18 protein-coding genes are annotated in these 26191 nt (G+C 55.8%); 12 read left to right on the forward strand and 6 right to left on the reverse strand.

The window, feature by feature from the left end:
* Positions 1-9 precede the first annotated feature (9 nt).
* Together KO486_RS16215 and KO486_RS16220 are read right to left on the reverse strand one after the other, a co-directional pair.
* The gene (locus KO486_RS16215; RefSeq protein ID WP_216038313.1) at positions 10-1086 is read right to left on the reverse strand and encodes a dipeptide ABC transporter ATP-binding protein; all 1077 of its coding nucleotides are present in this window, start codon (positions 1084-1086) and stop codon (positions 10-12) included.
* The gene (locus tag KO486_RS16220) at positions 1079-2083 is read right to left on the reverse strand and encodes an ABC transporter ATP-binding protein (protein WP_216038314.1); all 1005 of its coding nucleotides are present in this window, start codon (positions 2081-2083) and stop codon (positions 1079-1081) included. Before KO486_RS16220 ends, KO486_RS16215 begins: the two co-directional genes overlap by 8 nt.
* Positions 2084-2308: 225 nt before the next feature.
* Here KO486_RS16220 and argE point away from each other — a divergent pair, with 225 nt between their 5' ends.
* The 12 genes from argE (at position 2309) to cysG (ending at position 18740) form a co-directional block, all read left to right on the forward strand.
* Positions 2309-3472: an acetylornithine deacetylase gene (argE, locus tag KO486_RS16225; RefSeq protein WP_216038315.1), complete on the forward strand. Its 1164-nt coding sequence runs from the start codon at positions 2309-2311 to the stop codon at positions 3470-3472.
* An 87-nt stretch (positions 3473-3559) separates the two neighbouring features.
* Positions 3560-4723 carry a M20 aminoacylase family protein gene (locus tag KO486_RS16230; RefSeq protein ID WP_216038316.1) on the forward strand — a complete coding sequence of 388 codons (1164 nt, stop codon included), beginning with the start codon at positions 3560-3562 and terminating at the stop codon, positions 4721-4723.
* Between the two features lie 140 nt (positions 4724-4863).
* The gene (locus tag KO486_RS16235; protein ID WP_216038317.1) at positions 4864-5448 is read left to right on the forward strand and encodes an ANTAR domain-containing protein; all 585 of its coding nucleotides are present in this window, start codon (positions 4864-4866) and stop codon (positions 5446-5448) included.
* Positions 5445-6623, forward strand: a complete 1179-nt coding sequence (locus KO486_RS16240) for a CmpA/NrtA family ABC transporter substrate-binding protein (protein WP_216038318.1) — start codon at positions 5445-5447, stop codon at positions 6621-6623. The genes KO486_RS16235 and KO486_RS16240 overlap by 4 nt, the downstream gene beginning before the upstream one ends.
* Before the next feature lie 246 nt (positions 6624-6869).
* Complete coding sequence (locus KO486_RS16245; RefSeq protein WP_216038319.1) at positions 6870-8237, forward strand: CmpA/NrtA family ABC transporter substrate-binding protein; 1368 nt, start codon at positions 6870-6872, stop codon at positions 8235-8237.
* Between the two features lie 74 nt (positions 8238-8311).
* Positions 8312-9385, forward strand: coding sequence for an ABC transporter permease (locus tag KO486_RS16250; RefSeq protein WP_216038320.1), 1074 nt, complete (start codon positions 8312-8314; stop codon positions 9383-9385).
* 6 nt (positions 9386-9391) lie between these two features.
* Positions 9392-11071, forward strand: coding sequence for an ABC transporter ATP-binding protein (locus KO486_RS16255; RefSeq protein ID WP_216038321.1), 1680 nt, complete (start codon positions 9392-9394; stop codon positions 11069-11071).
* On the forward strand, positions 11071-13500 hold the full coding sequence (gene nirB / locus KO486_RS16260; protein WP_216038322.1) for a nitrite reductase large subunit NirB: 2430 nt from the start codon (positions 11071-11073) through the stop codon (positions 13498-13500). Before KO486_RS16255 ends, nirB begins: the two co-directional genes overlap by 1 nt.
* The gene (gene nirD / locus KO486_RS16265; protein ID WP_216038323.1) at positions 13497-13832 is read left to right on the forward strand and encodes a nitrite reductase small subunit NirD; all 336 of its coding nucleotides are present in this window, start codon (positions 13497-13499) and stop codon (positions 13830-13832) included. The genes nirB and nirD overlap by 4 nt, the downstream gene beginning before the upstream one ends.
* Positions 13829-16408, forward strand: coding sequence for a nitrate reductase (locus KO486_RS16270; protein WP_216038324.1), 2580 nt, complete (start codon positions 13829-13831; stop codon positions 16406-16408). Before nirD ends, KO486_RS16270 begins: the two co-directional genes overlap by 4 nt.
* A complete protein-coding gene (locus tag KO486_RS16275) occupies positions 16405-17346 on the forward strand; it encodes a glycosyl transferase family protein (RefSeq protein ID WP_216038325.1) in 942 nt (313 codons plus the stop codon). The genes KO486_RS16270 and KO486_RS16275 overlap by 4 nt, the downstream gene beginning before the upstream one ends.
* The gene (cysG, locus tag KO486_RS16280; RefSeq protein ID WP_216038326.1) at positions 17343-18740 is read left to right on the forward strand and encodes a siroheme synthase CysG; all 1398 of its coding nucleotides are present in this window, start codon (positions 17343-17345) and stop codon (positions 18738-18740) included. The genes KO486_RS16275 and cysG overlap by 4 nt, the downstream gene beginning before the upstream one ends.
* Here cysG and KO486_RS16285 read toward each other — a convergent pair.
* The 4 genes from KO486_RS16285 to KO486_RS16300 form a co-directional block, all read right to left on the reverse strand.
* Positions 18737-21778 (reverse strand): efflux RND transporter permease subunit, encoded by a 3042-nt coding sequence (locus tag KO486_RS16285; protein WP_216038327.1) that lies wholly within the window; start codon positions 21776-21778, stop codon positions 18737-18739. The two genes, cysG and KO486_RS16285, sit on opposite strands and share 4 nt — an antisense overlap.
* A gap of 8 nt (positions 21779-21786) precedes the next feature.
* Positions 21787-22824, reverse strand: a complete 1038-nt coding sequence (locus KO486_RS16290; RefSeq protein WP_303435223.1) for an efflux RND transporter periplasmic adaptor subunit — start codon at positions 22822-22824, stop codon at positions 21787-21789.
* A 284-nt stretch (positions 22825-23108) separates the two neighbouring features.
* Positions 23109-23540, reverse strand: a complete 432-nt coding sequence (locus tag KO486_RS16295; RefSeq protein ID WP_216038328.1) for a universal stress protein — start codon at positions 23538-23540, stop codon at positions 23109-23111.
* On the reverse strand, positions 23537-26152 hold the full coding sequence (locus KO486_RS16300; RefSeq protein ID WP_216038329.1) for a TRAP transporter permease: 2616 nt from the start codon (positions 26150-26152) through the stop codon (positions 23537-23539). Before KO486_RS16300 ends, KO486_RS16295 begins: the two co-directional genes overlap by 4 nt.
* Positions 26153-26191 lie beyond the last annotated feature (39 nt).

Genomic DNA, 26191 nt, shown 5'->3' on the forward strand with positions numbered 1-26191 from the left:
ACGTCTCTCCTAGTTGGTTTTTTCGTTTTTGATATTGCTCAGGCTCTGTTGGTCTGATGCCTCGGATGCTGCCGTTGAATCGGCGGCTGTTTGGACGTCGTTGTAGTGGTGGCAGGCGACATAGCGGCCTGGCAGCACTTCGCGGTAGTCCGGTTCTTGTTGTTTGCAAATGTCCATCACCGCAGGGCACCGGGTGCAAAAATTGCATCCCTTCGGCGGGTTGGCGGGGGAGGGCACATCGCCCGTCAGGATCGTGCGCTCCATTGTGTCGTGCAGATCAGGGTCTGGCTCGGGAACCGCAGAAAGAAGTGCCTTGGTGTAAGGATGCAGTGGTTCAGCATAGAGCGCTTCGCGTGGGGCGAGTTCGACAATCTTACCCAGATACATCACCGCCACACGGGTCGCGATATGGCGCACCATGGACAGGTCGTGACTGATGAACAGGTAGGTCAGGCCGAATTCCTTTTGCAGGTCTTCGAGCAAGTTCACCACCTGCGCTTGGATCGATACATCAAGGGCAGCGATGGGTTCGTCACAGACAATGAATCTCGGGTTCAGCGCCAAGGCACGGGCAATGCCGATGCGCTGACGCTGACCGCCAGAAAACGCGTGTGGGTAGCGGCCCGCGAATTTGCGGTTCAGCCCGACCTGATCCATCAATTCAAGGACCTTGTCGCGCTTTTCTGATGCCGAAAGTGACGTGTGTTCATCCAGCGGTTCTTGAATGATCGCTTGCACGGTCATGCGCGGGTTAAGGCTGGCCTGTGGGTCCTGAAACACCATCTGCATGGTTGGGCGTTTGGTGCGCAGGTCTTTTTGGGACATGTCGCCGATTTGGTCGCCATCAATCAGGATGGATCCGTCAGTGATATCATAAAGCCGCAGTGCCGCCCGCCCGCAGGTGGATTTGCCGCAGCCGGATTCGCCGACCAGCCCCAGTGTTTCGCCCTCAAAGATATCAAAGGACACACCATCCACGGCTTTCACATCGCCCGTGTGGCGGCGGAACAGGCCCGTGTGGATCGGGAAGTGCATTTTGAGGTTGTCGATTTCAACCAGTTTTGTCGGCTTAGTATCATCAAGCATTACGTGGCCCCCCTGTGCGGGCGTCATAAAAACATGCGGCGTCGTGGCCGTTGCCCACATCAAATCGGGGCGGGTTCTGTTTCGCGCACATATCAAATGCCACATCGCAGCGGTCCCTGAACGGGCAGGCGGTGGGCTGTTCACCAAGGATCGGTGGTTGGCCTTCGATGATCGCAAGACGTTCTTCGCGACCGCCGGTGACCCGTGGTACGGTTTTTAGCAGCGCGCGTGTGTAGGGATGCTGTGGATCACGGAACAATTCGCGGGTCGGAGCCTGTTCGACGATTTGGCCGCCATACATCACAAGAACGCGGTCCGCGATTCCCGCCACAACACCAAGGTCGTGGGTGATCCAGATAACGGCCATTCCAAGCCGTTCCTGAAGGTCTTTCATCAGCTCAAGAATCTGCGCCTGAATGGTCACGTCCAGTGCGGTTGTCGGTTCATCCGCGATCAAGACTTGTGGATCACAGGCCAGCGCAATGGCGATCATCACACGCTGACGCATGCCGCCGGAAAACTGGTGTGGGTAATCTTTCAGACGGCGTTCAGCATCTGGAATTCCGACCAGTTCTAGAAGTTCCTTGGCCCGAACGGTCGCTTGCTTTTTGTTCATGCCCATATGCTTGCGCAGTGGTTCCATGATCTGCATGCCGACATTGTAAACAGGATTGAGCGAGGTCATCGGGTCCTGAAACACGAAGCCGATCTTCCCGCCGCGCACCCCGCGCAGGGTTTCTGCATCGACTTTCAAAAGGTCCTGTCCTTGAAACGTTACTGTGCCGTCGCGCACATCGGCGGGGGGCGTCGGCAGCAAGCCGAGCAGGGACATCATGGTGACAGATTTGCCTGATCCGCTCTCTCCGACAACGCCAAGGAGTTCACCTGCGCGGAGATCAAAGCTCACGTCGTTGACGGCGTGCACTTCGCCGCCGCGGATTTTAAATACAGTTTTCAGCCCCTGTACGTCGAGTACAGGCTGCGCCCCATTGGGCATAGGCGACCCCCCTGTGAAAGTGGTCCGAGATTTTTGTTGGTGCAGGTTCGTCTTCGCGCCCCTTGCGTCTTCATGGACGTTATCACCAAACTTTGATCCCGCAACCCCCGATAGCATTTTACCGTATGGTAAATTTTTAAAAGCTGCGATTTAAGGCTCTTGACGGGCCTCAATGCCCGTTTCACGCTCGGTGTATGGCTGAGACGGCCTTCTGAAAGGGATTCCATGACAACGACACTTGATGCGCGGGCATTGATGGAGCGCTTGATTTCGTTCCCGACAGTAAGCCGGGATAGCAATCTGGAACTTATTGATTTTGTTGAAGGTTATCTTGCGGATCACGGCATTGCGTCAACGCGCGTGCCTGACCCGACAGGCACGAAGGCGGCACTTTATGCCCATGTGGGCCCGCAGGTCGAAGGGGCTGTCGTGCTCTCGGGCCATACGGATGTTGTACCGGTTGATGGGCAGGCATGGGATTCGAATCCCTTCGACGTGATCGAAAAGGACGGCAAGCTGTATGGCCGCGGCACCTGTGACATGAAGGGGTTTGACGCACTCGCAATTTGGGCCTTGGTCGAGGCAAAGAAGCGTGGCGTGACCCGCCCTTTGCAACTTGCGCTGAGTTATGACGAAGAAATCGGCTGCACCGGCGCGCCGGTGATGATTGATGCCATGGTCGCCAGCGGAATGCCCCGTGGCGCCGCCGCAGTTATTGGTGAACCATCCATGATGAAGGTCGTTACAGGCCATAAGGGCGGCATCGGATTTGACGTGCATATGCGCGGGTTCGAGGTCCATTCATCGCTGATCCACGAAGGGGTCAACGCAATCATGTTCGGGGCCAAGCTGATTGATTGGTGCAACGAGATGAATGCCGAAAATGCAGCCAAGACGCCGTTGCCCATGGATGCAGAATTTGTACCGCCCTATACCACGCTGCATGTCGGCATGGTGACAGGCGGCACGGCCCACAACATCACCGCCAAGGACTGCAATTTCGTGCTGACGTTTCGCACTGTGCCGGGCGAAACGGGCCAGATGTGGGTTGATGCGTTCGAGGCCAAAGTTGCCGAGATCGAAGCGCAAATGCAGGCCATCCATCCTGATACGGGGATCGATTACAGCCGTAAATTCGATGTGCCTGGTTTGAAGCCAGAGGTCGAAGGCAGCGCCGAAGAACTGGTGCGCCTGATGACCGGTGATAACGCCGTGAACGTCGTCAGCTACGGAACCGAAGCGGGCCAATTTCAGGAGCGCGGGTATTCCGCTGTGATCTGCGGACCGGGCGACATCGCTCAGGCCCACCAACCGAACGAGTTCATCACGATTGAACAATTCCAAGCGGGTGAAAAATTTATGCAACAGCTGCTCGATAGCTTGAATTAAGGGCGGTCGTGTGGGGACGGGGCCGCAAGGGCTTGTCGTCCCCCCGCGCACGACCCAATCTAGACCAAACCCATCAGGAGAATCCAAATGCCAGTAAAGAACCGTTTTGCCGAGTTGCTGCCCGAGATCACGGAATGGCGGCGCGACCTCCATGAGAACCCCGAGATTTTGTTCGAGACACACCGCACCAGTGCCATCGTTGCAGAAAAGCTGAAGGCGTTTGGCTGTGATGAGATTGTGACGGGCATTGGCCGCACGGGGGTCGTGGGTGTCATCAAGGGTAAGGCCAGTGGATCAGGCAAGGTCATTGGGCTGCGCGCGGATATGGATGCATTGCCCATCCATGAACAGACGGGGCTGGACTATGCCTCCAAAACAGACGGCGCGATGCATGCCTGTGGTCATGACGGGCACACAGCGATGTTGCTTGGCGCGACAAAATACCTGTCCGAGACCCGCAATTTTGACGGCACAGTTGTCGTGATCTTTCAGCCCGCCGAAGAAGGCGGCGGCGGCGGCAAGGAAATGTGCGACGATGGTATGATGGACAAGTTCGGCATCCAAGAAGTCTACGGCATGCACAATTGGCCCGGCAAACCTGTTGGGTCTTTCGCAATCCGCCCCGGAGCGTTCTTTGCCGCCACGGATACATTTGACATCATTGTCGAAGGCAAAGGCGGCCACGCGGCAAAACCTCAGGAAGTGATCGATAGCACAGTTGTTGCCGCCCAATTGATCACAGCGGTGCAAACCATCGCCAGCCGCAATGCGGATCCCGTGGAACAGGTTGTGGTGTCGGTGACATCCATCGAAAGTTCATCCACGGCCTACAACGTCATTCCACAACGGGTTCATCTGAAAGGCACTGTGCGCACACTGGACAAAGACATCCGTGCTTTGGCGGAAAAACGCCTTGGCGAGATTGCAGCAGGGGTCGGCGCGACGTTCGGCGCGACAATCGATCTGCAGTACCACCACGGCTATCCGGTTATGGTGAATTCTGACGAGCAGACGGATTTCGCCGCCGAGGTTGCATCGTCTGTAGCAGGTGAGTGTGCAGACGCGCCGCTGGTAATGGGCGGTGAGGATTTTGCCTACATGCTCGAAGAGCGGCCCGGTGCGTATATTCTGGTCGGCAACGGCGACACGGCGGCGGTGCACCACCCCGAATACAACTTCAACGATGAAGCGATCCCAGCTGGGTGCAGCTGGTGGGCCGAAATCGTCGAGCAGCGGATGCCGGCGGCATAAACAACGCGTACTTCTTGCGCCGCCTATTTTTTGGGCGGCGCGGCGCTATATCGTGCTTTTGCGACGGAGCACGACGCCTGCACTGATCATCTGCCCGATACCTATGGAGTCTCACTTTGGGTTGCGGGTAGCGATCCAAAGTGCAGACCGACCTGAAAATCCTTGTTGTCGAAGATGACCCCCAAAAGGCGCGCGATATAATCGACGCGTTGACGGATGGCGGTTGGACAAATCTGTCGGTCATTGGCTCGGCGGGGGCGCTTGAGCGGACGATTACGACGCAGGATCCTGATATCATTCTGATCGACCTTGCTAATCCGGATCGTGACACGCTTGAACACCTCGGTCTTGTGTCCAATGCCCGCAACCGTCCGGTCGCCATGTTTGTGGATCGCACCGATGATGCGATGACGCAGGCGGCGATCTCTGCGGGGGTGAGTGCCTATGTTGTGAACGGCCTGATGAAGGACCGTATCAAGCCCGTGCTGGAAACCGCGATTGCCCGCTTTGGCATGTTCGCGAAGATGCAATCGGAACTGGACGCGGCGAAACAGGCGCTGACAGATCGTAAGACCATTGATCGCGCCAAAGGGCTGTTGATCCGCGCGCGAAATATTTCTGAAGACGAAGCCTATAACTTGCTGCGCAAGACGGCGATGGATCAGGGACGCAAGGTCATTGATGTCGCGACGGCTTTGGTCACGGCGGCGGAGCTGCTGCAATGAAGTCTATTCAGGTGCAATGCGGATACCTCCCGTTAGTGGACAGCGCTCCTTTGATTATTGCTAAGGAGCTGAAGTTTGCCGCGCAAGAAGGGCTGGATCTGACGCTGCAAAAGCAACCATCTTGGTCGGCACTGCGGGATCGATTGGCGTTCGGCCATATCGATTTTGCACATATGTTGTCACCCATGCCGATCGCCATGTCGTTGGGGTTGGGGGGGCTGTCCAACCGCATTGATGCGCTGATGGTCATGTCGGTCAATGGAACGGTTATTGGCGTGTCATCCGAGCTGAACCAAAAGATGTCAGGCGCGGGGTGGGAAAATACGTTTGATAATCCGAAAGCCACGTCAAAGGCGCTTTTGGCTGTGTCGGACCGTCCCTTGCGGATCGGGGTTCCGTTTCCGTTTTCCATGCACCGCATGTTGCTGGAAACATGGTTGACCCAAGACCCCGTGTTCTCACCCGACCGAATTGAGATCGTGACAGTTCCGCCACCACAGATGGCGCAGGCGGTCACGGAGGGCGCGCTAGACGTGTTCTGCGTTGGTGAGCCGTGGGGCTCGGTGGCTTTGCAACACAGCGACGCGTCGTTGATCTTACCGGGGTCGAGCATTTGGGAATTCGCACCCGAAAAGGTTCTTGGCGTGCGCCACGAGTGGGCTGAGGAAAATCCGACGGCATGCCGTGCGATGATCCGCGCGCTTTATAAAGCGGCACGTTGGCTGAACTTGCCGGAAAACACGCCGCTTGCTGTTGAGATCCTGGCGCGCAGCCAACACCTCGACCTGCCTGATCACGCAATTGACCCTGCTTTGACGGGCCGTATCGCTACACGTTCGGGGCACGACGCCAAACCTACAGCAGGTTTTTTGAACTTCCACGACAAAGCCGCCAACTTTCCGTGGCGCAGTCAGGCAAGCTGGATTTCAGATGTGATTTCGCGCTGGCATGGTCTTGATCGCGATGCATCGCGCAAAATAGCCCGCGCGTGTTTTCGCAGTGATCTTTATCGTGAGGCCTTGGCCCCGTTGGGGGTAAACCTGCCAGGCGCGTCAGAGAAGGTTGAGGGCGCGATGGCGACATCGGTGGCCGTGGCCTCAACCATGGGGCAGATGATTCTTGGGCCTGACAGATTTTTTAGCGGCGCGACATTCGACTTTGAGGGAGAGGAGTAGGTTAAAAATTAAGCACTTTCTGCATCGCGGCAATTTGCGCTGCATATGCGAAGGCCGCGAGTCGTAATCAGGGCCTGAATTGGTCAATATCAAGTTAGGGCAACGATGCCCGTTCCGGCCGACACTGATGTCAGCCACCGAAATAAGAGCAAAGCCGCTCGATTGTGCATGCCTCCTCCCTTCCTCCCGCATGCGTCAATCGTGCGGTTTTTTGCGTTTCAAGAAAACAAACGGGGACGATAAAATATGAACACTTTCAAATGGCTCATCGCCACGACAGCTTTGTGTGCCAGCCCAGCGATGGCAGACATGCTGGACCTTGAGAAAGACGAGCTCACTTTTGGCTTCATTAAGTTGACAGACATGGCGCCGCTCGCTGTGGCGTATGAGAACGGTTATTTTGAGGACGAAGGTCTGTTTGTGACACTCGAAGCACAAGCAAACTGGAAAGTTCTGCTGGACGGCGTGATTGATGGCCAACTTGACGGTGCACACATGCTGGCAGGTCAGCCTTTGGCCGCAACAATCGGCTACGGCACCGAGGCACACATCATCACACCGTTCTCAATGGATTTGAACGGTAACGCGATCACAGTGTCCAACGACATCTGGGAACAAATGCGCCCTCACGTTCCATTGATGGAAGATGGTCGTCCGCAGCACCCGATCAGCGCGAGTTCCCTTGCTCCGGTTGTTGAAGAATACCAAGACCAAGGTATCCCGTTCAACATGGGCATGGTTTTTCCTGTTTCCACACACAACTACGAACTGCGTTACTGGTTGGCCGCTGGCGGTATCGAACCTGGCTATTACTCACCTGACGACGTGACGGGCCAGATCGGTGCGGACGTTTTCCTCAGCGTGACGCCTCCTCCACAGATGCCATCCACAATGGAAGCCGGCACGATCTTTGGTTACTGCGTGGGTGAACCATGGAACCAGCAAGCTGTGTTCAAAGGCATCGGTGTGCCTGTCGTCACTGACTATGAACTGTGGCGCAACAACCCTGAAAAGGTCTTTGGTATCTCTGCTGAATTTGCAGAAGAGAACCCAAACACTACGATCGCACTGACCAAAGCGTTGATCCGTGCGGCGATCTGGTTGGATGAAAACGATAACGCCAATCGTGAAGAAGCGGTCGAAATCCTGTCACGTTCTGAATACGTTGGCGCGGACTACGAAGTTATCGCGAACTCCATGACTGGTACGTTTGAGTACGAAAAAGGCGACGTTCGTGACGTTCCAGACTTCAACGTGTTCTTCCGCTACAACGCGACGTACCCGTTCTACTCTGATGCGATCTGGTATCTGAGCCAAATGCGCCGTTGGGGCCAAATCGCCGAGCCACAGACAGATGAATGGTTCATCGAAACTGCGCAGTCTGTTTACCGCCCAGACATCTACCTTGAGGCTGCACGCCTTCTTGTGGACGACGGCATGGCCAATGAAGCGGACTTCCCATGGGACAGCGACGGTTTCAAAGACCCAACACCAGCTGAAGATGTGATTGACGGCATTCCATACGATGGCCGCGCACCAAACGCATACCTCGACAGCCTGCCGATCGGCTTGAAGGGTGACCAAATCATCTCTGGGTCCGAAATCCAGAACTAAAAACAGGGCCCGTCGCGCACTCCGCGCGGCGGGCGCCCCTCTCTACAACCCCAATTCAAAATACAGGTTCCGACATGACCGCCATTGACCCAGATACACTCCAGGCAGAAGCTCGCCGCGCCCGCCGCTTTACGCGGATCAACAAAGCCGACGCATGGTTTCAGGTTTTGGGGCTGGCGTGGGTGACGCCGATCCTGAAAGCCGCAGCGGGGGACAACCCGCGAGCGCAAATGTCCGAAATCTGGCGCCTGCTTGGTGTACCGCTTTTGGCGATTTTTCTTTTTATCGGCGCGTGGGCGACCTTGGCCCCGAAAGTTCAAACATCGCTGGGTGCGATCCCTGGTCCTGTTCAGGTTTGGGAACAAGCGGTTAACCTCAATGCTGACGCAGTTCGCGAACGCGAAAAAGAAGCCGCATTCTACGAACGCCAAGATGTACGCAACGCGGAACTGATCGCAAACGGCAACGCCGATGACGTGCGCCAGCGGGTCTATACAGGTAAGCCGACATACTATCAGCAAATCTGGACTTCGATCAAAACGGTATTCTTCGGGTTCTTGATCGGTTCCCTTATCGCAATTCCTGTTGGTATTTTGGCAGGGCTTTCGGCGACTGCGAATGCTGCGATCAACCCGATCATTCAAATCTTTAAGCCCGTCAGTCCGCTGGCATGGTTGCCGATTGTCACCATGGTTGTGTCAGCTGTTTACGCCACCAACGACGGCATGTTTTCCAAGTCGTTCCTTGTGTCGGCGATTACCGTGACGCTGTGTTCGTTGTGGCCGACACTGATCAACACATCACTGGGTGTTGCGTCCATCGACAAAGATCTGGTGAGCGTTTCCAAAGTTCTGAAAATGAGCACTTATTCAAAGATCACCAAGCTGGTTTTGCCATCTGCATTGCCCTTGATCTTTACAGGTCTGCGCTTGTCCCTAGGTGTGGGCTGGATGGTTCTGATCGCGGCGGAAATGCTGGCACAGAACCCGGGCCTTGGGAAATTCGTATGGGATGAATTCCAGAACGGCTCCTCCCAGTCTCTCGCTAAAATCATGGTTGCAGTCTTCACCATCGGTATCATCGGGTTCTTGCTCGACCGTGTGATGTACGCCCTACAATCCATGTTCACCTTCACTGAGAACCGGTAAGTCATCATGAGCATTCTTTCCTTCACAAACGTGTCCAAAGGCTTCGGCCAAGGGACCAACCGGAACGAAGTCCTCAAGGACATCAATCTGGAAATCGAAGACGGTGAATTCGTTGCGATCCTCGGGTTCTCCGGCACTGGTAAATCGACGCTGATGAACTTGATTGCTGGCTTGGAGATGCCGGATACTGGCAGCGTGACCTTTAAGGGTGCGCCAATCACTGGGCCGGGCCCTGAGCGTGGCCTGATCTTCCAAAGCTATTCTTTGATGCCTTGGTTGACCGTTGGCGGGAATGTCGGGCTGGCCGTTGATGCGGTTTTCCCGAAGCTGTCCAAGGCAGAGCGTCAGGAAAAGATCGACCACTACGTGGGGATGGTCGGGCTTTCGCACGCAACAGCACGTCGCCCGTCTGAATTGTCAGGTGGCATGCGCCAGCGTGTGTCTGTTGCACGGGCCTTGGCGATGAACCCTGAGATGTTGTTGCTGGATGAACCGCTGAGTGCGCTTGACGCCCTCACACGTGCCAACCTGGCTGATGAGATCCTTGATATTTGGGAAACAGATAAGAAGACCTGTATCCTGATCACCAATGACGTCGACGAGGCGATCTTGCTGGCGGACCGCATTATCCCGCTGAACCCTGATGGCACGCTTGCCGATCCGGTTAAGGTCGATATTCCCCGCCCACGGGATCGTGGCGCGATGAATGACGATGAGACGTTCAAAGCGTTGCGGGCCAGTGTCACGAAATACCTGATGGATGTGGGCATTGCGTCAAAGGTCGAAGACACACGTCTTTTGCCGGACGTCACTCCGATCCACTCGGTTCCTGCCGCTGTCGCGAAGGCGCAAGAGGGGGGGATCGAAGAGAAGTATTTGAACTTCTCGCAGCTCCACAAAGTTTACCCAACACCAAAGGGTCCGCTTACGGTCGTTGAAGACTTCGATCTGAAGGTCAACAAAGGTGAATTCATCAGCCTGATCGGCCACTCTGGCTGCGGTAAGTCCACGGTTTTGACCATGGCTGCGGGTCTAAACCCGATTTCAAAAGGTGCGATCCGTCTTGATGGTTGGAACGTCGAAGGTGCTGACCCTGAACGCGCAGTTGTGTTCCAGTCGCCGAACCTGTTCCCATGGCTTTCCGCCAAAGAGAACGTGGCGATTGGCGTGGACAAAGTTTACCCGCGTGCGTCGCAAGCGGAACGCCAAGACGTTATCGAATACTACCTTGAACGGGTTGGTTTGGCGGACAGCATGGATAAGCAAGCGTCGTCCATGTCCAACGGTATGAAGCAACGGGTCGGGATCGCGCGTGCCTTTGCACTGTCCCCGAAATTGCTGCTGCTGGACGAACCGTTTGGCATGCTCGACAGCCTCACACGTTGGGAGCTGCAAGAGGTGCTGATGGAAGTTTGGTCGCGCACCAAGGTGACTGCCGTTTGTGTGACCCACGACGTCGACGAAGCCATCCTTTTGGCGGACCGTGTTGTGATGATGACCAACGGTCCACAGGCCACGATCGGTAAGATCACCGATGTGAAACTGCCGCGCCCACGCACGCGTAAGGCGCTGTTGGAGCACCCAGATTACTACAACTACCGCGCAGAAGTCCTCGATTTCCTTGAAGAATACGAGCACGGCGCAAAGCCGAAACCAAAACCAAACACATCAGTGGCGGCAGAATAATGACCCAGAAACTTATCATCATTGGCGCAGGCATGGCGACAGGCCGCGCGTTAGAACAACTTCTGAAGGCAGGCGGAGATTACGATGTCACGCTGTTTAACGCTGAACCTCGTGGCAACTACGACCGCATCATGCTGTCTCCGGTTCTGTCGGGTGACAAGACATACGAAGAGATCGTGATCCATACCGCAGAGTGGTATGAAGAGAACGGCGTCACCTGTCGTTTCGGTGAAAAGATCGCATCGATTGATCGGGCTGCCAAAACGGTCACGGCCGATAACGGCGACGTTCTATCCTACGACAAACTCTTGTTCGGGACGGGTTCCAATCCATTTATTATTCCACTCCCGGGGCATGATCTTGAAGGCGTGATCGCTTATCGCGATCTGGAAGACACCGAACGCATGATGGGCCTTGGACCAGACAGCAAATGCGTTGTGATTGGTGGTGGTCTGCTTGGGCTTGAGGCTGCGGCAGGCATGGCGGCGCGTGGCGTTGACGTCACGGTTATTCACATCATGGGCCACTTGATGGAACGTCAGCTGGACGAAGCGGCTGGTTACCTTTTGCGCAAAGCGCTGGTGGACAAAGGCATCACGGTCAAGTGTTCCGCGAACTCCAAGGAAATCTTGGGCGAGAACGGCAAGGTGAAGGCACTTCTGCTTGATGATGGCACTGAGCTTCCGTGCGATCTGTTGGTCATGGCTGTTGGTATCCGCCCGAACGTTCAGCTTGCACAGGATGCAGGGTTGGCCGTTGGCAAAGGTATCCATGTGGATGACCAGATGCGCACGTCAGATGACGATGTGTTGGCGGTTGGTGAATGTGTTGAACATGACGGTGCGATCTTTGGTTTGGTTGCGCCGCTGTATGATCAAGCAAAGGTCGTCGCGAAAACCCTGATGGGGGAAGACGCGCAATTCGTTCAAAAAGAACTGTCGACCAAGTTGAAAGTTACGGGCTGTGATTTGTTCAGCGCGGGTGACTTTGCCGAAGGTGAAGACCGCGAAGACATCGTGTTCCGTGACCCTGCACGCGGTGTGTATCGCCGTCTTGTTCTTCAGGGCAACCACGTCATCGGTGCGGTCATGTATGGCGACACCGCGGACAGCAATTGGTTCTTTGGCTTGATCCGCGACAAGACAGACATCGAAGACATGCGTGACACGCTTATCTTTGGGCCAGCCTACCAAGGGGGTGCCCCCTCGGACCCGCTCTCAGCCGTTGCAGCCTTACCGCGTGATGCGGAAATCTGTGGCTGCAACGGCATTTCCAAAGGTGAAATTGAAGATGCTATTGCCGCCGGTTCAGGCGACCTCGCTGCGATCAAAGCGACAACAAAAGCTTCGGCGTCCTGTGGGACGTGCGCAGGATTGGTTGAACAGGTCCTTGCCGTAACGCTGGGCGATGATTTCGTGATCCCTGCTGCCGCGTCTGTTTGTGGCTGCACTGACATGACCCACGAAGACGTGCGGCGCATGATCAAGTCACAAAAGCTGACGTCGATGCCTGCTGTCTGGCAGGAATGCGCATGGAAAACCGTCGATGGCTGCCACGTTTGCCGCCCCGCGTTGAACTTCTATCTGCTGGCGGATTGGCCGCTTGAATACAAAGATGACCCGCAATCGCGTTTCATCAACGAACGCAAACACGCCAACATCCAGAAAGACGGCACATTCAGCGTCGTGCCGCGTATGTGGGGGGGCATCACGACGCCGTCCGAACTGCGCGCAATTGCGGATGCGGCTGATAAATACATGGTCCCGACCGTTAAGGTGACAGGCGGTCAACGCATCGATCTGTTGGGCGTGAAGGGCGAAGATTTGCCCGCCATTTGGAAGGACTTGAACGATGCCGGAATGGTTTCGGGCTACGCCTATTCAAAAGGTCTGCGAACGGTCAAGACTTGCGTCGGGACGGACCATTGCCGCTTTGGCACGCAAGACAGCACCGGCCTTGGCATCAAGCTGGAAAAGACGCTTCACGGCGCTTGGACCCCGCATAAGTTGAAGTTGGGTGTTTCGGGGTGTCCGAGAAACTGCGCTGAGTCCACTTGTAAAGATATCGGCGTGATCTGTGTCGACAGTGGCTATCAGATCAGCATCGGTGGTGCGGCGGGTATGGACGTCAAAGAAACCGAACTGATGATACAGGTTCCAACCGAAGACGAGGCCATTCAGGTCATCAAAGCGGTGTCGCAGCTTTATCGTGAGAACGCCAAGTATCTCGACCGCATCTATAAATGGATGGCCAAGGTCGGGCTTGACTGGATCACGGAGCAGATCGAAGACCTTGAAACCCGTGTCGCTTTGGTGGACCGCTTTGAGCTGTCCCAAACAATCTACCGCCACGACCCTTGGGCGGAGCACGTCAAAAAGGCCGAGACATATCAGCCTTTGACAAATCTCGCATTGGAGGCCGCAGAATGAGCGACTGGATCGATATTGCCGCCCTCGATGCGGTCCCTGCACGCGGTGCGCGCTTGGTGAAAACGGCCCATGGATGCGTTGCGATTTTTCGCAATGCCAAGGACGAGGTCTTTGCGCTTGATAACGCATGCCCCCACAAAAACGGCCCGCTGGCCGAAGGGATCGTGCATGGCAACGCCGTTACATGCCCGTTGCACAACTGGGTGATTTCACTGGAAACCGGAATGGTCCAAGGGCCAGACGAAGGGCAGGTCGCGACCTATCCGGCGCGGGTTGAGGACGGTCGTATTTTGCTCGACGTGGCCTTCTTGAAGCAACGAGAAGTCGCATGACATTGACCAAAACAGTCTGCCCTTATTGCGGCGTTGGCTGTGGCGTCCTTGCGGGGGCCGACGGCACTATCAAAGGCGACCCAGAACACCCTGCGAACTTTGGACGGTTGTGTTCAAAGGGCTCCGCACTGGGCGAAACGATTGGCCTTGAGGGACGTTTGTTGCACCCGCAAATCGCGGGGGAAGATGCAGGTTGGGACGAAACACTCGATCTGATGGCCGAGAAATTTAGCGCTGCAATCCGCGAACACGGGCCTGACAGTGTCGCCATCTATGCCTCGGGTCAAATCCTGACAGAAGACTATTACGTCGCCAATAAATTCATGAAAGGCTATGTTGGTGCGGCAAATATTGACACGAATTCAAGGCTTTGCATGGCGTCCTCTGTTGCGGGGCATAAACGTGCATTCGGCACGGACACGGTTCCGGGGACGTATGAGGACCTTGAAGACGCTGATCTGATTGTTCTTGTCGGGTCCAATCTTGCGTGGTGCCATCCTGTTTTGCACCAACGGATCGCGGCGGCCAAAGAGGCACGCCCGACAATGAAGATCGTCAACGTGGATCCACGAAAGACCGCGACGACAGCGCTGGCGGATATGCATTTGCGCGTGGCCCCAGATGGGGACGTGGCGCTGTTCAACGGGCTTTTGGCCCACCTTGCGGATACAGACGCCCTTAATGCGGACTACATCGGGGCGCACGTCAATGGCCACCAAGCCGCAGTCACGCAAGCGCGTCTGGATGATCCCGAAGACAGTGGGCTGACCAAGGATGAATTGGCCGAGTTCTATGGGCTTTGGGCGGGCATTGAAAAAGTTGTTACCGTCTATTCCCAAGGCGTTAATCAATCGTCCTGCGGGACTGACAAGGTGAACGCGATCATCAATTGTCACCTTGCGACGGGCCGGATCGGCAAGGCGGGCATGGGGCCGCTTTCTGTGACAGGGCAACCCAACGCCATGGGCGGGCGCGAAGTCGGCGGCATGGCGAATATGCTTGCCAACCACCTCGACATTGAAAACGCCGATCATCGCGCTGGTGTGCAAGCGTTCTGGAACAGCCCGACAATCGCGCCACATGCGGGGCTTAAGGCAGTCGATCTTTTCGCGGCTTGTGCGACCGGTAAGATCAAGGCGCTTTGGGTCATCTCAACCAATCCAGCCGTCAGCCTGCCGGATGCGGATGGCGTGGCAGAGGCTATCAAGAACGTGCCGTTCGTGGCGGTTTCCGATATCAATGCGCGTACCGATACGGGTGATTTGGCGGACGTTCTCTTGCCTGCAACGGGCTGGGGTGAAAAAGACGGAAGCGTCACCAATACTGAACGCCGTGTTTCGCGCCAACGTGCGTTCTTGCCTACCCCCGGTGAGGCACGCCCTGACTGGCAGATCATCTGTGATGTGGCGACCCGTATGGGCTGGGGCGACGCCTTTGCATTTGGCTCTCCTGCCGAAGTATTTGCCGAATATGTTGCGTTGTCCGCTGCGACCGATAACTTCGTGCGTGATCTTGATTTGAGTATTTTCACGGATGTCGATTATGCAAACCTGATCCCGACCCAGTGGCCGCAAAATGGCCGGCGCTTCTTTGCAGACGGGCAATTCTATCATGCTGACGGCAAGGCAAAGATGCTGCCAGTCTGTGCGCCCGCCCCAAAAGAGCGCGACGCTTTTACTTTGAACACAGGGCGCAATCGTGATCAGTGGCATACAATGTCACGCAGTGGCAAAGCCCCGCGTTTAGGAGCGCATTTGGCGGAACCATACGCCGAAATTCATCCTGATGATGCCGACGCCTTGGCGATCAAAGCTGGGGATCTAATTAAGTTGAGCAACGCGTTCGGGGCGTCCGTGGTTCGTGCGCTGATCACCGACCGCACGGCGAAACGCCAGATTTTTACGCCGATGCATTGGACGCGTCAGCAAAGCAGCGCGGGTTGGGTGAACAACCTCGCAGCGCCAATCTATGATCCGTTTTCAGGGCAACCGGCTTCCAAGAACAATGCTGTTGATGCGGCCAAGTTTGACGCCAAATGGTATGGCTTCGCCGCTAGCGTGAGCGAGCTGCGTCCTGAGGGGGATTATGCCGCTGTCGCGCGATCTTTGTCGGGATGGCAGGGCGAGTATGCAGGTCTGACAGTTCCGAACGCTTGGGAAGATTTGGCCCGTGGTCTGATGGACGTTGACGGTGCAACCGTTTCAGAGGTTCGCGATGCCGATGGGCGCTATACGCGGCTTGCGTTTCATAAGGGCGAAACGCTGATCGGGATGTTTTTCGCCAGCCCAACGCCCGTAACACTGGCACGCACCCATGCGGTGTCCTTGATCGGAACTGCTACGCCACCATTGCAAGCACTTGCCGGGCGTAGTGGTGCGGATCAACCTGATCCAGGGGCAACGGTTTGTGCCTGTTTGAACGTTGGCATCAATACGCTGCGCACTGCTATCGCAGACGGCGCCAATACCGTCGAAGCCTTGGGTGAGGCGACCTGTGCGGGAACGAACTGCGGGTCCTGTAAGCCTGAGTTGGAAAACCTGTTGGCGCAGACAGCCGTACCTATGGCGGCCGAATGACCTTAGCGCCTTACGTTCGCATCGTTGCACAGGGAAAGGGCCGCGCGCGCGCCTTGACCCAAGACGAAGCCGAGCAGGCGATGACAATCATCTTGTCAGGCAATGGCGCACCTGAAGCGGTGGGTGCAATCTTGATGGTGTTGCGCTTGCGTGGTGAAACAGACGCCGAGATCGCAGGATTTACGGCTGCTTTGCGTAAGGCGACGCCGGACCTACCGACTGCTGATCTGGATTGGCCGTGTTATGCCGCGGGCCGCACACGGGGTGCGCCGCTGTTTGTACTGGCCGCAAAACTGGTGGCGCAGGCGGGTTATACGGTTTCGATGCATGGTTGGAATTCCCACCAAAGCACGGCTGCGGATCTACGCAATGCAATGAACCAAGTGGCGATTGAAGGCGACGGTCTGTCATATATGCCGCTTGAAACGCTTAGCGCTGCCGCGTTCGAGGTGTTGAAACTGCGCGATACGTTTGGGTTGCGCAGCTGTATCAACACCGTGCTGCGCATGTGGAATCCGAGCGGGGCAGGCACATCGGTGCAAGGCGTTTTTCATCCGTCTTATCGCGGGCTGCAATCGCGCGCGGCTGCACTTTTAGGGGATCGAAACCTGACGGTCATCAAAGGTGGTGGTGGAGAATTTGAACGTAACCCCGCCAAGGGCACTGCGATTTACGGGCTGCGCAATGGCGTGGAACTGGATGAAAGCGCAGGGGTGTTGCTGGCTGATACGCGTCGCCTCCATGAGCCATCCCAAAGCGTTGATTTGGCCGCCCTTTGGCAAGGCACACAAGACGACCCATTTGCGACCGCGACAGTGATCGGCACTGCCGCCTTGGCGCTGTGGTCTTTGGGCGCATCTGACTCCGTGTCCAAAGCAAACGACATGGCGCGCGACCTTTGGGTCGACCGTCACCCACAAAAGAGGATTTCGGCATGAAGACTTTCCCAATGTTTCTGCAAATGCAGGGCCGTCGTGTCATCATTGCAGGCGGTGGTGAGCAAGCCGCGCAAAAGTGTCGTTTGATCCTGAAAACAGAAGCTGCAATCACTGTGCTTGCGCCGTCGCTTGACCCAGAACTGGCGGACCTTCTTGGGCAGGGCCGGATTGAGTGGAGCGCAGCGACACTCACTGCGCCAGACTTTGCGGATGCGGCTCTCGTGTTTATTGCGACGGGCTGTCCCGCTGCGGATGCGAGCCTTCATGTATTGGCCAAGTCCGTCGGCGCGACCGTGAACGTCGTGGATCAACCGGACTTGTGTGATGCGATTACGCCGTCGATTGTGGATCGTTCTCCGGTGGTTGTGGCGATTGGAACAGAGGGCACGGCCCCAGTGTTGGCCCGTCAAATCAAAACCCGCGTTGAGGAAATGCTGGAACCGCGTCTTGGTGATCTTGCTGCCCTTGCTGGGCGTCTGCGCGATCGTGCAGCGATGCGCCTTGGTCCGCGGATGCGGCGTGATTTGTGGCGTTGGGTCTTTGCTGGCCCAGCGCGCGACGCTCATTCACGTGGTGGGGAACGCGAAGCCGCGCGGATGATTAAAGAGGCGATTGATACCGCGTCTTTTGGGGCGAGCACCGAGGGTACGGTTGCGTTAGTTGGGGCAGGACCGGGGTGCAAAGATCTTATCACACTGCGCGGAGTGCAACGCCTGCAAGAAGCAGACATCATCTATTATGATCGACTTGTCGATCCCGAAATCCTTGACCTCGCGCGGCGCGACGCAGAACGAGTCTATGTTGGCAAAGCGCCGGGGTGCCATCATTGGCCTCAGGATAGGATATCCGGTGTATTGGTGGCTGCAGCGCGTCAGGGCAAACGGGTGGTTCGCCTGAAATGCGGTGACCCGGGTGTCTTTGCGCGTGGTGCCGAAGAAGCCGATGCGCTGAACGCTGCAGGGATCGCCTACGAAATCGTTCCCGGTGTGACTGCGGCAAGTGCGGCGTCTGCGGCGCTGGGTGGGTTCATGACGCAGCGCGGAACATGCGATACGCTGGTGCTGGCTACGGGGCGTTCGGAGGTGGCGGGTAAAACCCCTGAGTGGTTGAACATCCTGCATCCGGGAACGCGAGTTGCGGTTTATATGGGGGTAGGGGCCGCATCGAGCATTGCGGATGCCTTGTTGCAATCAGGCCTAGAAGACCATGTTGAAATCAGCATTGTGTCGCGGGCCCAGCAGGTGGACCAAACCATCGCGCAGTGTCGTGCGTCTACCTTGGTGGAGACGATCCAAACGCAGGACATCTCCAACCCTGCGATTTTGTTTTTGACATGGCCGCACAGCGACGCAAGCCAGCAACTGGCCGCGCCAAAAGTGCTCGCTCAGGTCTAAGCGGCAGCCAAGTCCCGTTCGGCAGACCGTTTGAAGAAGATGTAATACAGCACGGGTGCCGCGATCAGCGTCAGCACTGATGCGAATGCCAAGCCGCCCATGATTGTCACAGCCATGGATTGGAAGAATGCATCGCTGATCAGTGGCAACATCCCAAGGATCGTTGTGGCCGCAGCAAGGAACACAGGACGCAAGCGTGACGTAGACGCGGTAACGATGGCATCTGTCAACGGCAACTCTGGTTCGGCCTCACGGGTCAGATCGATTTCTTCGATCAGAACAATCCCGTTCTTGATCAACATCCCCGAAAGCGACAGCAGGCCAAGAAGGGCCGTAAAGGTAAACGGCAGACCCGCACCAAGCAGTCCAAGGCTCACCCCGTTGACGGCCATTGGCACCAAAAGCCAAATGATGATCGGCTGGCGCAAGGCATTGAACAACAGCACCGAAATCAAAACCATAATGATGATGCTGAACGGCAATTGCCCAGCAAGGGACGCCTGAGCATCTGATGAGCTTTCTAGTTCACCACCCCATTCCATTGTGTATCCGCTGGGAATGGTCATGTCTTCGATGACATCACGCACTTCGGCCAGAACTTCGGAGGCCGTCATATCGCGTGGAATGTCGGCGCCGACGGTGATCACATCCGCACGGTCACGTCGCAGCAGCAACGTGTCTTGGGGTTCGAAAACGAACCCGTCCGTGACTTGTTCCATAGAAACGTAACCACCAGCGCTGTCGGAATAGATGACTTGATCGGCCAAGGACAAATCACTGTCACGTGGAACGCGGACGGTGATCGGTATCTGGCGGTCGCCTTCGCGGAATGTGCCTGCGGCCAAACCTTCGACTGCGAATTGTAGGGTTTGCGTGATATCAGACCGTGAAACACCAGCGTCCTGCGCGCGGTCTTCGGAATAGATCGGGCGCAGGATAAGTTCGCGTTCGCGCCAGTCGTGACGCGGGGCGACGATGTTTTCGGATGCGCCGCTCAGGCGGGCAATTGCTTCGTCTGCTAGGTTACGCAGGACGTCAGGGTCACTGCCAGAAAAGCGCACTTCGATCGGGGCGCCGCCCCCTGGTCCGAAGGCCAAACGCTTGACGCGGAATTCACCTTGCGGAACCGCAGATAGGGCAAAAGCTTCCAGCTCGTTCATTTCGTCTTCGATAACGTCAAGGGATGTGACGCGTACAATCAGATGACCATAACCGGGGTTCGGGTCTTCGCTGTCATAGGTCAACATGAACCGTGACGCGCCCATGCCGATGAAGGCAGACGTTGCGGTGACGTCTTCTCGGGTGGACAGCCAGTTTTCCAGAACGGCCATATCATCGGATGTCTGGCCGATGGATGCCCCTTGCGGCAGTTTGTAGTGCACGAAGTAAAGCGGCGTGTTGCTGTCGGGGAAGAACTGCTGCTTGATCTGGCCAAACAGTGCAAAGCAGACGACGGTTGTGCCAATCAAACCTGCGATGACGATCCAACGCAGCTTTATACAGGCCCGCAAGACGGCGGCATAGCCCTTGAACAATGCGCCGTCATATCCGCCACTTTGCAGATCATCGCCTTGTTTGAAAAAGAAATGCCCCAACAAAGGCGTGACCGTAAGGGCCAAGACCCATGACAACAGAAGCGAAATCGCAATCACAGCAAACAATGAAAACAGGAATTCACCGGTCGCATCAGGACTAAGTCCGATACCAGCAAAGGCCATGATCCCAATCACAGTCGCGCCAAGCAAAGGAATTTGCGTCTTGCTGGCGGCTTCGGTTGCTGCATCACGCGAGTTGCGACCGCGGTGCATTGAAATCTGCATGCCCTCGGCCACCACGATGGCATTGTCGACAAGCATCCCCATCGCAATGATCAGAGCGCCAAGCGAAATCCGTTCCATTTCAATCGAACCAAGTGCCATGAAAAACAGCGTGCCCAGAACAGTCAGGAACAGTGTTGATCCAACGACAACAGCCGCGCGCCAGCCCATGAAAATGGCCAGCACAATGACGACGATGGCCACGGACATCGCAAGGTTGATCAAAAATGCATTGGACGCTTCTTCGACAACAACGTGCTGTTGGTAGATCGGTTCAATCGAAATTCCGAGAGGGATTTCCGCACGGAGAATATCAAGATGCGCATCAACGCGTTTCCCAACTTCCACGATGTTTTCCGAAGCAATACCTGCAACGCCCAACGTAAAGGCTTCTACGCCGTTGTGACGCACTATCAGGTCAGGATTGGCTTCTCCACCGCGAAAGACATCAGCGAAGTTTGACAGGTTTACGACTTCGCCGCCGACACCGATCGATAGGGAGGCGATTTCTGAAACGCTGTCGGACCCGTCAGGACGCTGGATGATAGTGCGCCCTTCGGTGTTCTGGATCGTGCCGCCATCAACGACTTCGTTGGCGCCTGAAATCGCAGATACAATCGCCGCAGGAGGGATGCCCATATTGGTGAGCAACGCCATCTCGGGTTCGATGTAGATGACTTCGTTGGGGACGCCTGACAGGCTGACGTCGGACACGCCGTCCACGCTCAGCAATTCGCGGCGCAGGTAAGTCGATAGATTGTTGATCTCGGCGTCTGTGTACCCTGTCGCCGTGACGGCGTAGTACATGCCATATACGTCACCGAAGTTGTCGTTCACGAAAGGGGTGGAGGTGCCGCTGGGCAGGGAGGCATCGCCCACACGATTGCGCAGTTTTGTCCAGATTTCAGGGAGTTCCGTGCCATCGTACTGGTCGCGCATATTGACCGTGATCCACGACAACCCTGGTTGGTTCATTGTCTGGATGTCATCGACTTCACCCATCTTCTGGATTTGGGATTCGATGGGTTCGGAGACCTCTAGCGCGACTTCTTGTGCCGAGGCGCCTGGGTATTGGGTCACGACAATTGCGGTCTTGATGGTAAAGGCAGGGTCTTCTAGTCGCCCAAGCGAATTAAAACCCCAAAGGCCGCCCAGAAGGCAGATGAGCATTACGATCCAAGTATAGATCGGGCGGTTGATCGACAGACGTGCAATATCCATGATCGGTCTTAATCCCCAAAGCCGGTAAAGCGACGCACTGCGTCTCCATCAGTCAGACTAGCAGCGCCAATCGAGACGTATTCCTGACCCGTTTCGAGCCCAGATAGGACCGTCACGTTGCCACTGTTTGTCGGCGCAATTTCAACAGGTGTTCTGACAACAGTGCCGTCCACGTCGTTTGTCGGCGTGAACACCATAACGCTCGTCGAATTGTCATTTTCGATAACAATCGCAGAGGCAGGCACCTCCATATGGCTAACGCCTGTATCCAAAAGCGCGGTCACTTTGGCGGACGATCCGGGTAGAAGGCTCAGTCCGTCCTGCGGTTCCATTCCGAGTGTGATCGTATACGTCTGACCGATCTGTGCTGTTTCGGCGTTAAATTCTTTTATTTCGAGCGGGTATTGACCTTCGTGTGCGGGGAATTCGGCAAACACAGTGACCTCAGCGTCCCTACCTGCGCGTTGGAACAGCTGTTCGGGAACGTCGATTTCGATCCGAACATCAGACATATCATGGAGCCGCACCACAGGTGTTCCGACTGCAACCGTCGAAAAATTGGGCTGCAGTCGTGCGGCTACGATGGCGTCAAAGGGCGCGTGGAGAGTTGCGTTGTCTAGCTCGCGCTCGGCATTTCGAAGGGCGATGGCGCTGAGTTCTTGCTGTGTCTCTGCGTCCAAAAGGTTGCTTTCAGCGACGGCGCTCCCGACCAGCTGCTGATATCGATCAGCCGTCCGCGCTGCTTGGGTTTGTTGGGCCGATGCCTCAGCGAGGGCCAATTCAAACGGTTGCTGATCCATCATGGCGACCAAGTCACCCTCGGCAATGAACGTGCCTTCTTCGACCGGGAACTCGACGATCTGTCCGCCAACTTGAAATGCCAAGTCTACCGTTTGGCGCGCCACAACTTGGCCAAAGAAGACATGTCGTTCGTCTTCTTCTCCAGCGCTGGCCGTTTCGATCTTAACGGTGGGGCCGTCTGCTTGTGCCGCAAGCGGCGACACGGCGGCGGAGATGAGCATTGCGATCTTGATCAACGTTTGCACCGGCGTTTCCTTTGTTCAAATTTGGCGAGCTATTGGCGGGCCTGTTTACGGCATCTGATACTGCGTCCGGCGGGTTTCAAGGCTTGTTTCATTTGCTGGATCAGAAAAGAATCCGGGACATGAAAGACCCCGAAATTGAGTGGCAGGAGACTCAGCCGTGGATCGCACTAATTGTTTAGTATGAGGGGGCATCTATCGCGTCAACACTGAACGAAATGTTGTGCGAAACATCGGACCGCAATCCGGAGCACAGCGGCCACCAAAGCGGCCGCTGTGAGTGTTGGTTATCTAACGACGTAGACGGAACAGTTTGAATGTCGCACGACGCGTGCGGCATTGGGGCCAAGCAGATAGTCCTTAAAATCTGCTCGGTGGGCACCGATGACGATCAGGCCGGCCTTGGACAGTTTGGCTGCCTTCAACACCTCTTCGTAGACGCTTCCGACGGCCACCAAGTGACGAACGTCTTTGTTTGCCTCCGCTCCGATCACATCCGCGACCATTTCATTGAGCAGCTTGGCGGCACCGTCCTGAGCGGATTTGACGTCGTGGTCTTTGAAATAGGCACTGACGACGTTTGCACCAAAATCAGGAACGACCGTGATGACATCCAACTGGGCCCCATCAAGATCGGCCAGCTTTTTGGCTTCCTTGACGACTTGGGCTTCGTCTTTGGGACGGTTGATGTCGACTGCGCAAAGTATTGTCTTGATCATGCGACTTCTCCTTCACGTAGGGTTGCTGATGCCGCTCGGCCTTTTTGCAGGAATGCAATCAAGGCGAGGAGCAGTAGGGCTGGGATCCAGATGAGTTCTTTTGGCATCTGATTGGATGCGACCTGCACAGAGCTGATTGCAACCGGTTCGTCACCGTAGAAGTCAAAGGATGATAGTGCGTCGGACAGTTCTGTTCCGAAACCCGGTTCATCCATGTTCTGAGCGTCACCATCTGCCACAAGAATGATCCCCAGTGCATCAAGGCGCGCATCGGCCCCTTCGACGTCTGGAACAGTCAATGGAACGGTGATGTCCTTCATCTCAAAGGTGTCAAAGTCAGGTCCTGAGATGACTGTCCGCAAAGTGCTACCAGCTTCCGCATCGGCCAAAGCCTGAGAGAATGCGGCCGGTTCGATGTCATCGAACGGTGGCTGGATCTGGTTCATAAAGAACCCAGGGCGGAACAATGCAAAGGCAATCACCAGCATCGCAACGGTTTCCCAAATGCGGCTCTTTGTCAGGAACCAACCCATGGTTGCCGCCGTGAACACCAAGATCCCGATCGTCGCGGTTATGAAGACGGTGATCCCTTGCACGATGGTCACATCGATCAACAAGAGATCGGTGTTGAAGATGAACACGAAGGGCAGGGCGACGGTGCGCAGGCTGTAGAAGAACGCGATGAAGCCTGTGCGGATCGCGTCGCCACCTGAAACAGCAGCGGCAGCGAAACTTGCCAATCCTACGGGGGGCGTCACATCCGCCATGATCCCGAAGTAGAAGACGAACAGGTGTACAGCGATCAGCGGAACAACCAAGCCAGATTGCGCACCAAGTTCTACGACCACGGCAACCATCAAGGATGAAACAACAATGTAGTTGGCCGTTGTCGGCAGACCCATACCGAGGATCAGAGACAGAATAGCCACGAAGATCAGCATCAGGATCAAGTTACCACCCGATAGAAATTCAACAAAGTCTGCCATCACTTGGCCGATGCCCGTCAAGGACACTGTGCCAACGATGATACCCGCTGTTGCAGTCGCAAGACCGATACCGATCATGTTGCGTGCGCCGTCAATCATGCCTTCGATCAAATCCATCACACCAGCTTTGAGGCTGCTGATTGGATTTGCTTCGCCACGGAAGAATGCTTTGAGCGTCTTCTGTGTTAGCAGGATGCCGAACAACATGAACGTTGCCCAGAATGCGGACAGGCCGGGGGACTTGCGTTCGATCATTAGGAAGTAAACCAGAACGATGATCGGTAGCAGGTAGTACAGGCCGGACTTGTAGATTTTCGCGAGGTCCGGAAGTTCGACAACCTCGGCATTCGGATCATCAGGTTCCAAGTCTTCGACTTGGGACGCAAGGTAGATCAAGCCGACGTAAACCAGTGCAAGCAATGCCGTCAAAATCAAACCTGATCCTTCTGGGAACATCGATACGATGGCCGCGACCGGATACTGCGTGGCATAACACAGCAATGCGAAACCCGCGAAGAAGCCGAACATTCCCAACACAGTGTTGAACATGTTAACGACTTTGTTGCCGATGGTTGGCATGTTGTTTTTCACCGCTTCAAGGTGAACGATGTAAACCAAAGCGATGTAGCTGATGATCGCTGGCAGGAACGCGTGCGTGATGACTTCGACGTAGGAAATGCCCACATATTCCACCATCAAAAAGGCAGCAGCCCCCATGACAGGTGGCATGATCTGGCCGTTCACAGATGACGCAACCTCGACCGAGCCAGCTTTTTCAGCGCTAAATCCAACGCGCTTCATGAGCGGGATGGTGAAGGTACCTGTAGTCACAACGTTTGCGATGGAAGACCCGGAAATCAGGCCCGTTGCCGCAGACCCGACAACGGCTGCTTTAGCGGGGCCGCCACGAAGGTGACCCAAGGCGCCAAAGGCCATCTTGATGAAGTAGTTGCCAGCGCCCGCTTTATCGAGAAGGGCACCGAACAACACGAACAGGAATACAAATCGAGTGGAAACCCCAAGGGCGATCCCGAACACACCCTCAGATGTGATCCACATGTGGCTCATGGCTTTGCGCAAGGATGCACCAGCCCAACGGATTTGGTCAGGCACAACTTCGGAAGATCCAAAGAATACGTAGGCAAGGAACACAACCGCCAAGAGGACCATCACGGGGCCCAATGTGCGGTATGCGGCGATGAATAGGAAAATCAGACCTGCAAGTGCGAAGTAGGAATCCGAGTGATCTGCAAGCCCACCATTCCCTACGATCTTTTCATAGAAAAAGTAGCCGTAGAGCGCGAGGAACGCGCCGCCTAGTCCAAGGATCCAATCGTACCAAGGAATGCTGTCGCGGGGGCTGTTTTTGAACAATGGATAGGCCATTGCCGACAAGAAAATAGCGAAAGCGAGGTGGATTTGACGAGAGTTGTTGATCAAGTCCCCTGGCAAAACATAAGGACCAATCGGAGACGCAAGGAGCACTTGAAAGCTCGACCAGAGCAGCGCCGTGATTGCGATCATTTTACCAATTGCGCCAGCGGGACTTCGGGCGCCACTGTCGCTGGCGGCAACAAGCTCCTGAAGTTCTTCCTCGCTTAGCGCGCGATTTTCTGCAGTCGTCATAAGTCCCCCTGTCGCCGGTTTCCGGCTGATCGTGAATGG

Source organism: Octadecabacter sp. B2R22 (assembly GCF_018861045.1).
Taxonomy (GTDB): Bacteria; Pseudomonadota; Alphaproteobacteria; order Rhodobacterales; family Rhodobacteraceae; genus Octadecabacter.

Excerpts from the sequence above, each read along its gene's own strand:
- nirB (WP_216038322.1), top strand. The coding sequence starts at position 11,071 with ATGACCCAGAAACTTATCATCATTGGCGCAGGCATGGCGACAGGCCGC.
- KO486_RS16300 (WP_216038329.1), bottom strand. The coding sequence starts at position 26,152 with ATGACGACTGCAGAAAATCGCGCGCTAAGCGAGGAAGAACTTCAGGAG.
- nirD (WP_216038323.1), top strand. The coding sequence starts at position 13,497 with ATGAGCGACTGGATCGATATTGCCGCCCTCGATGCGGTCCCTGCACGC.
- KO486_RS16270 (WP_216038324.1), top strand. The coding sequence starts at position 13,829 with ATGACATTGACCAAAACAGTCTGCCCTTATTGCGGCGTTGGCTGTGGC.
- KO486_RS16285 (WP_216038327.1), bottom strand. The coding sequence starts at position 21,778 with ATGGATATTGCACGTCTGTCGATCAACCGCCCGATCTATACTTGGATC.
- KO486_RS16275 (WP_216038325.1), top strand. The coding sequence starts at position 16,405 with ATGACCTTAGCGCCTTACGTTCGCATCGTTGCACAGGGAAAGGGCCGC.
- KO486_RS16255 (WP_216038321.1), top strand. The coding sequence starts at position 9,392 with ATGAGCATTCTTTCCTTCACAAACGTGTCCAAAGGCTTCGGCCAAGGG.
- KO486_RS16245 (WP_216038319.1), top strand. The coding sequence starts at position 6,870 with ATGAACACTTTCAAATGGCTCATCGCCACGACAGCTTTGTGTGCCAGC.
- cysG (WP_216038326.1), top strand. The coding sequence starts at position 17,343 with ATGAAGACTTTCCCAATGTTTCTGCAAATGCAGGGCCGTCGTGTCATC.
- KO486_RS16240 (WP_216038318.1), top strand. The coding sequence starts at position 5,445 with ATGAAGTCTATTCAGGTGCAATGCGGATACCTCCCGTTAGTGGACAGC.
- KO486_RS16250 (WP_216038320.1), top strand. The coding sequence starts at position 8,312 with ATGACCGCCATTGACCCAGATACACTCCAGGCAGAAGCTCGCCGCGCC.
- KO486_RS16295 (WP_216038328.1), bottom strand. The coding sequence starts at position 23,540 with ATGATCAAGACAATACTTTGCGCAGTCGACATCAACCGTCCCAAAGAC.
- KO486_RS16220 (WP_216038314.1), bottom strand. The coding sequence starts at position 2,083 with ATGCCCAATGGGGCGCAGCCTGTACTCGACGTACAGGGGCTGAAAACT.
- KO486_RS16215 (WP_216038313.1), bottom strand. The coding sequence starts at position 1,086 with ATGCTTGATGATACTAAGCCGACAAAACTGGTTGAAATCGACAACCTC.
- KO486_RS16230 (WP_216038316.1), top strand. The coding sequence starts at position 3,560 with ATGCCAGTAAAGAACCGTTTTGCCGAGTTGCTGCCCGAGATCACGGAA.
- argE (WP_216038315.1), top strand. The coding sequence starts at position 2,309 with ATGACAACGACACTTGATGCGCGGGCATTGATGGAGCGCTTGATTTCG.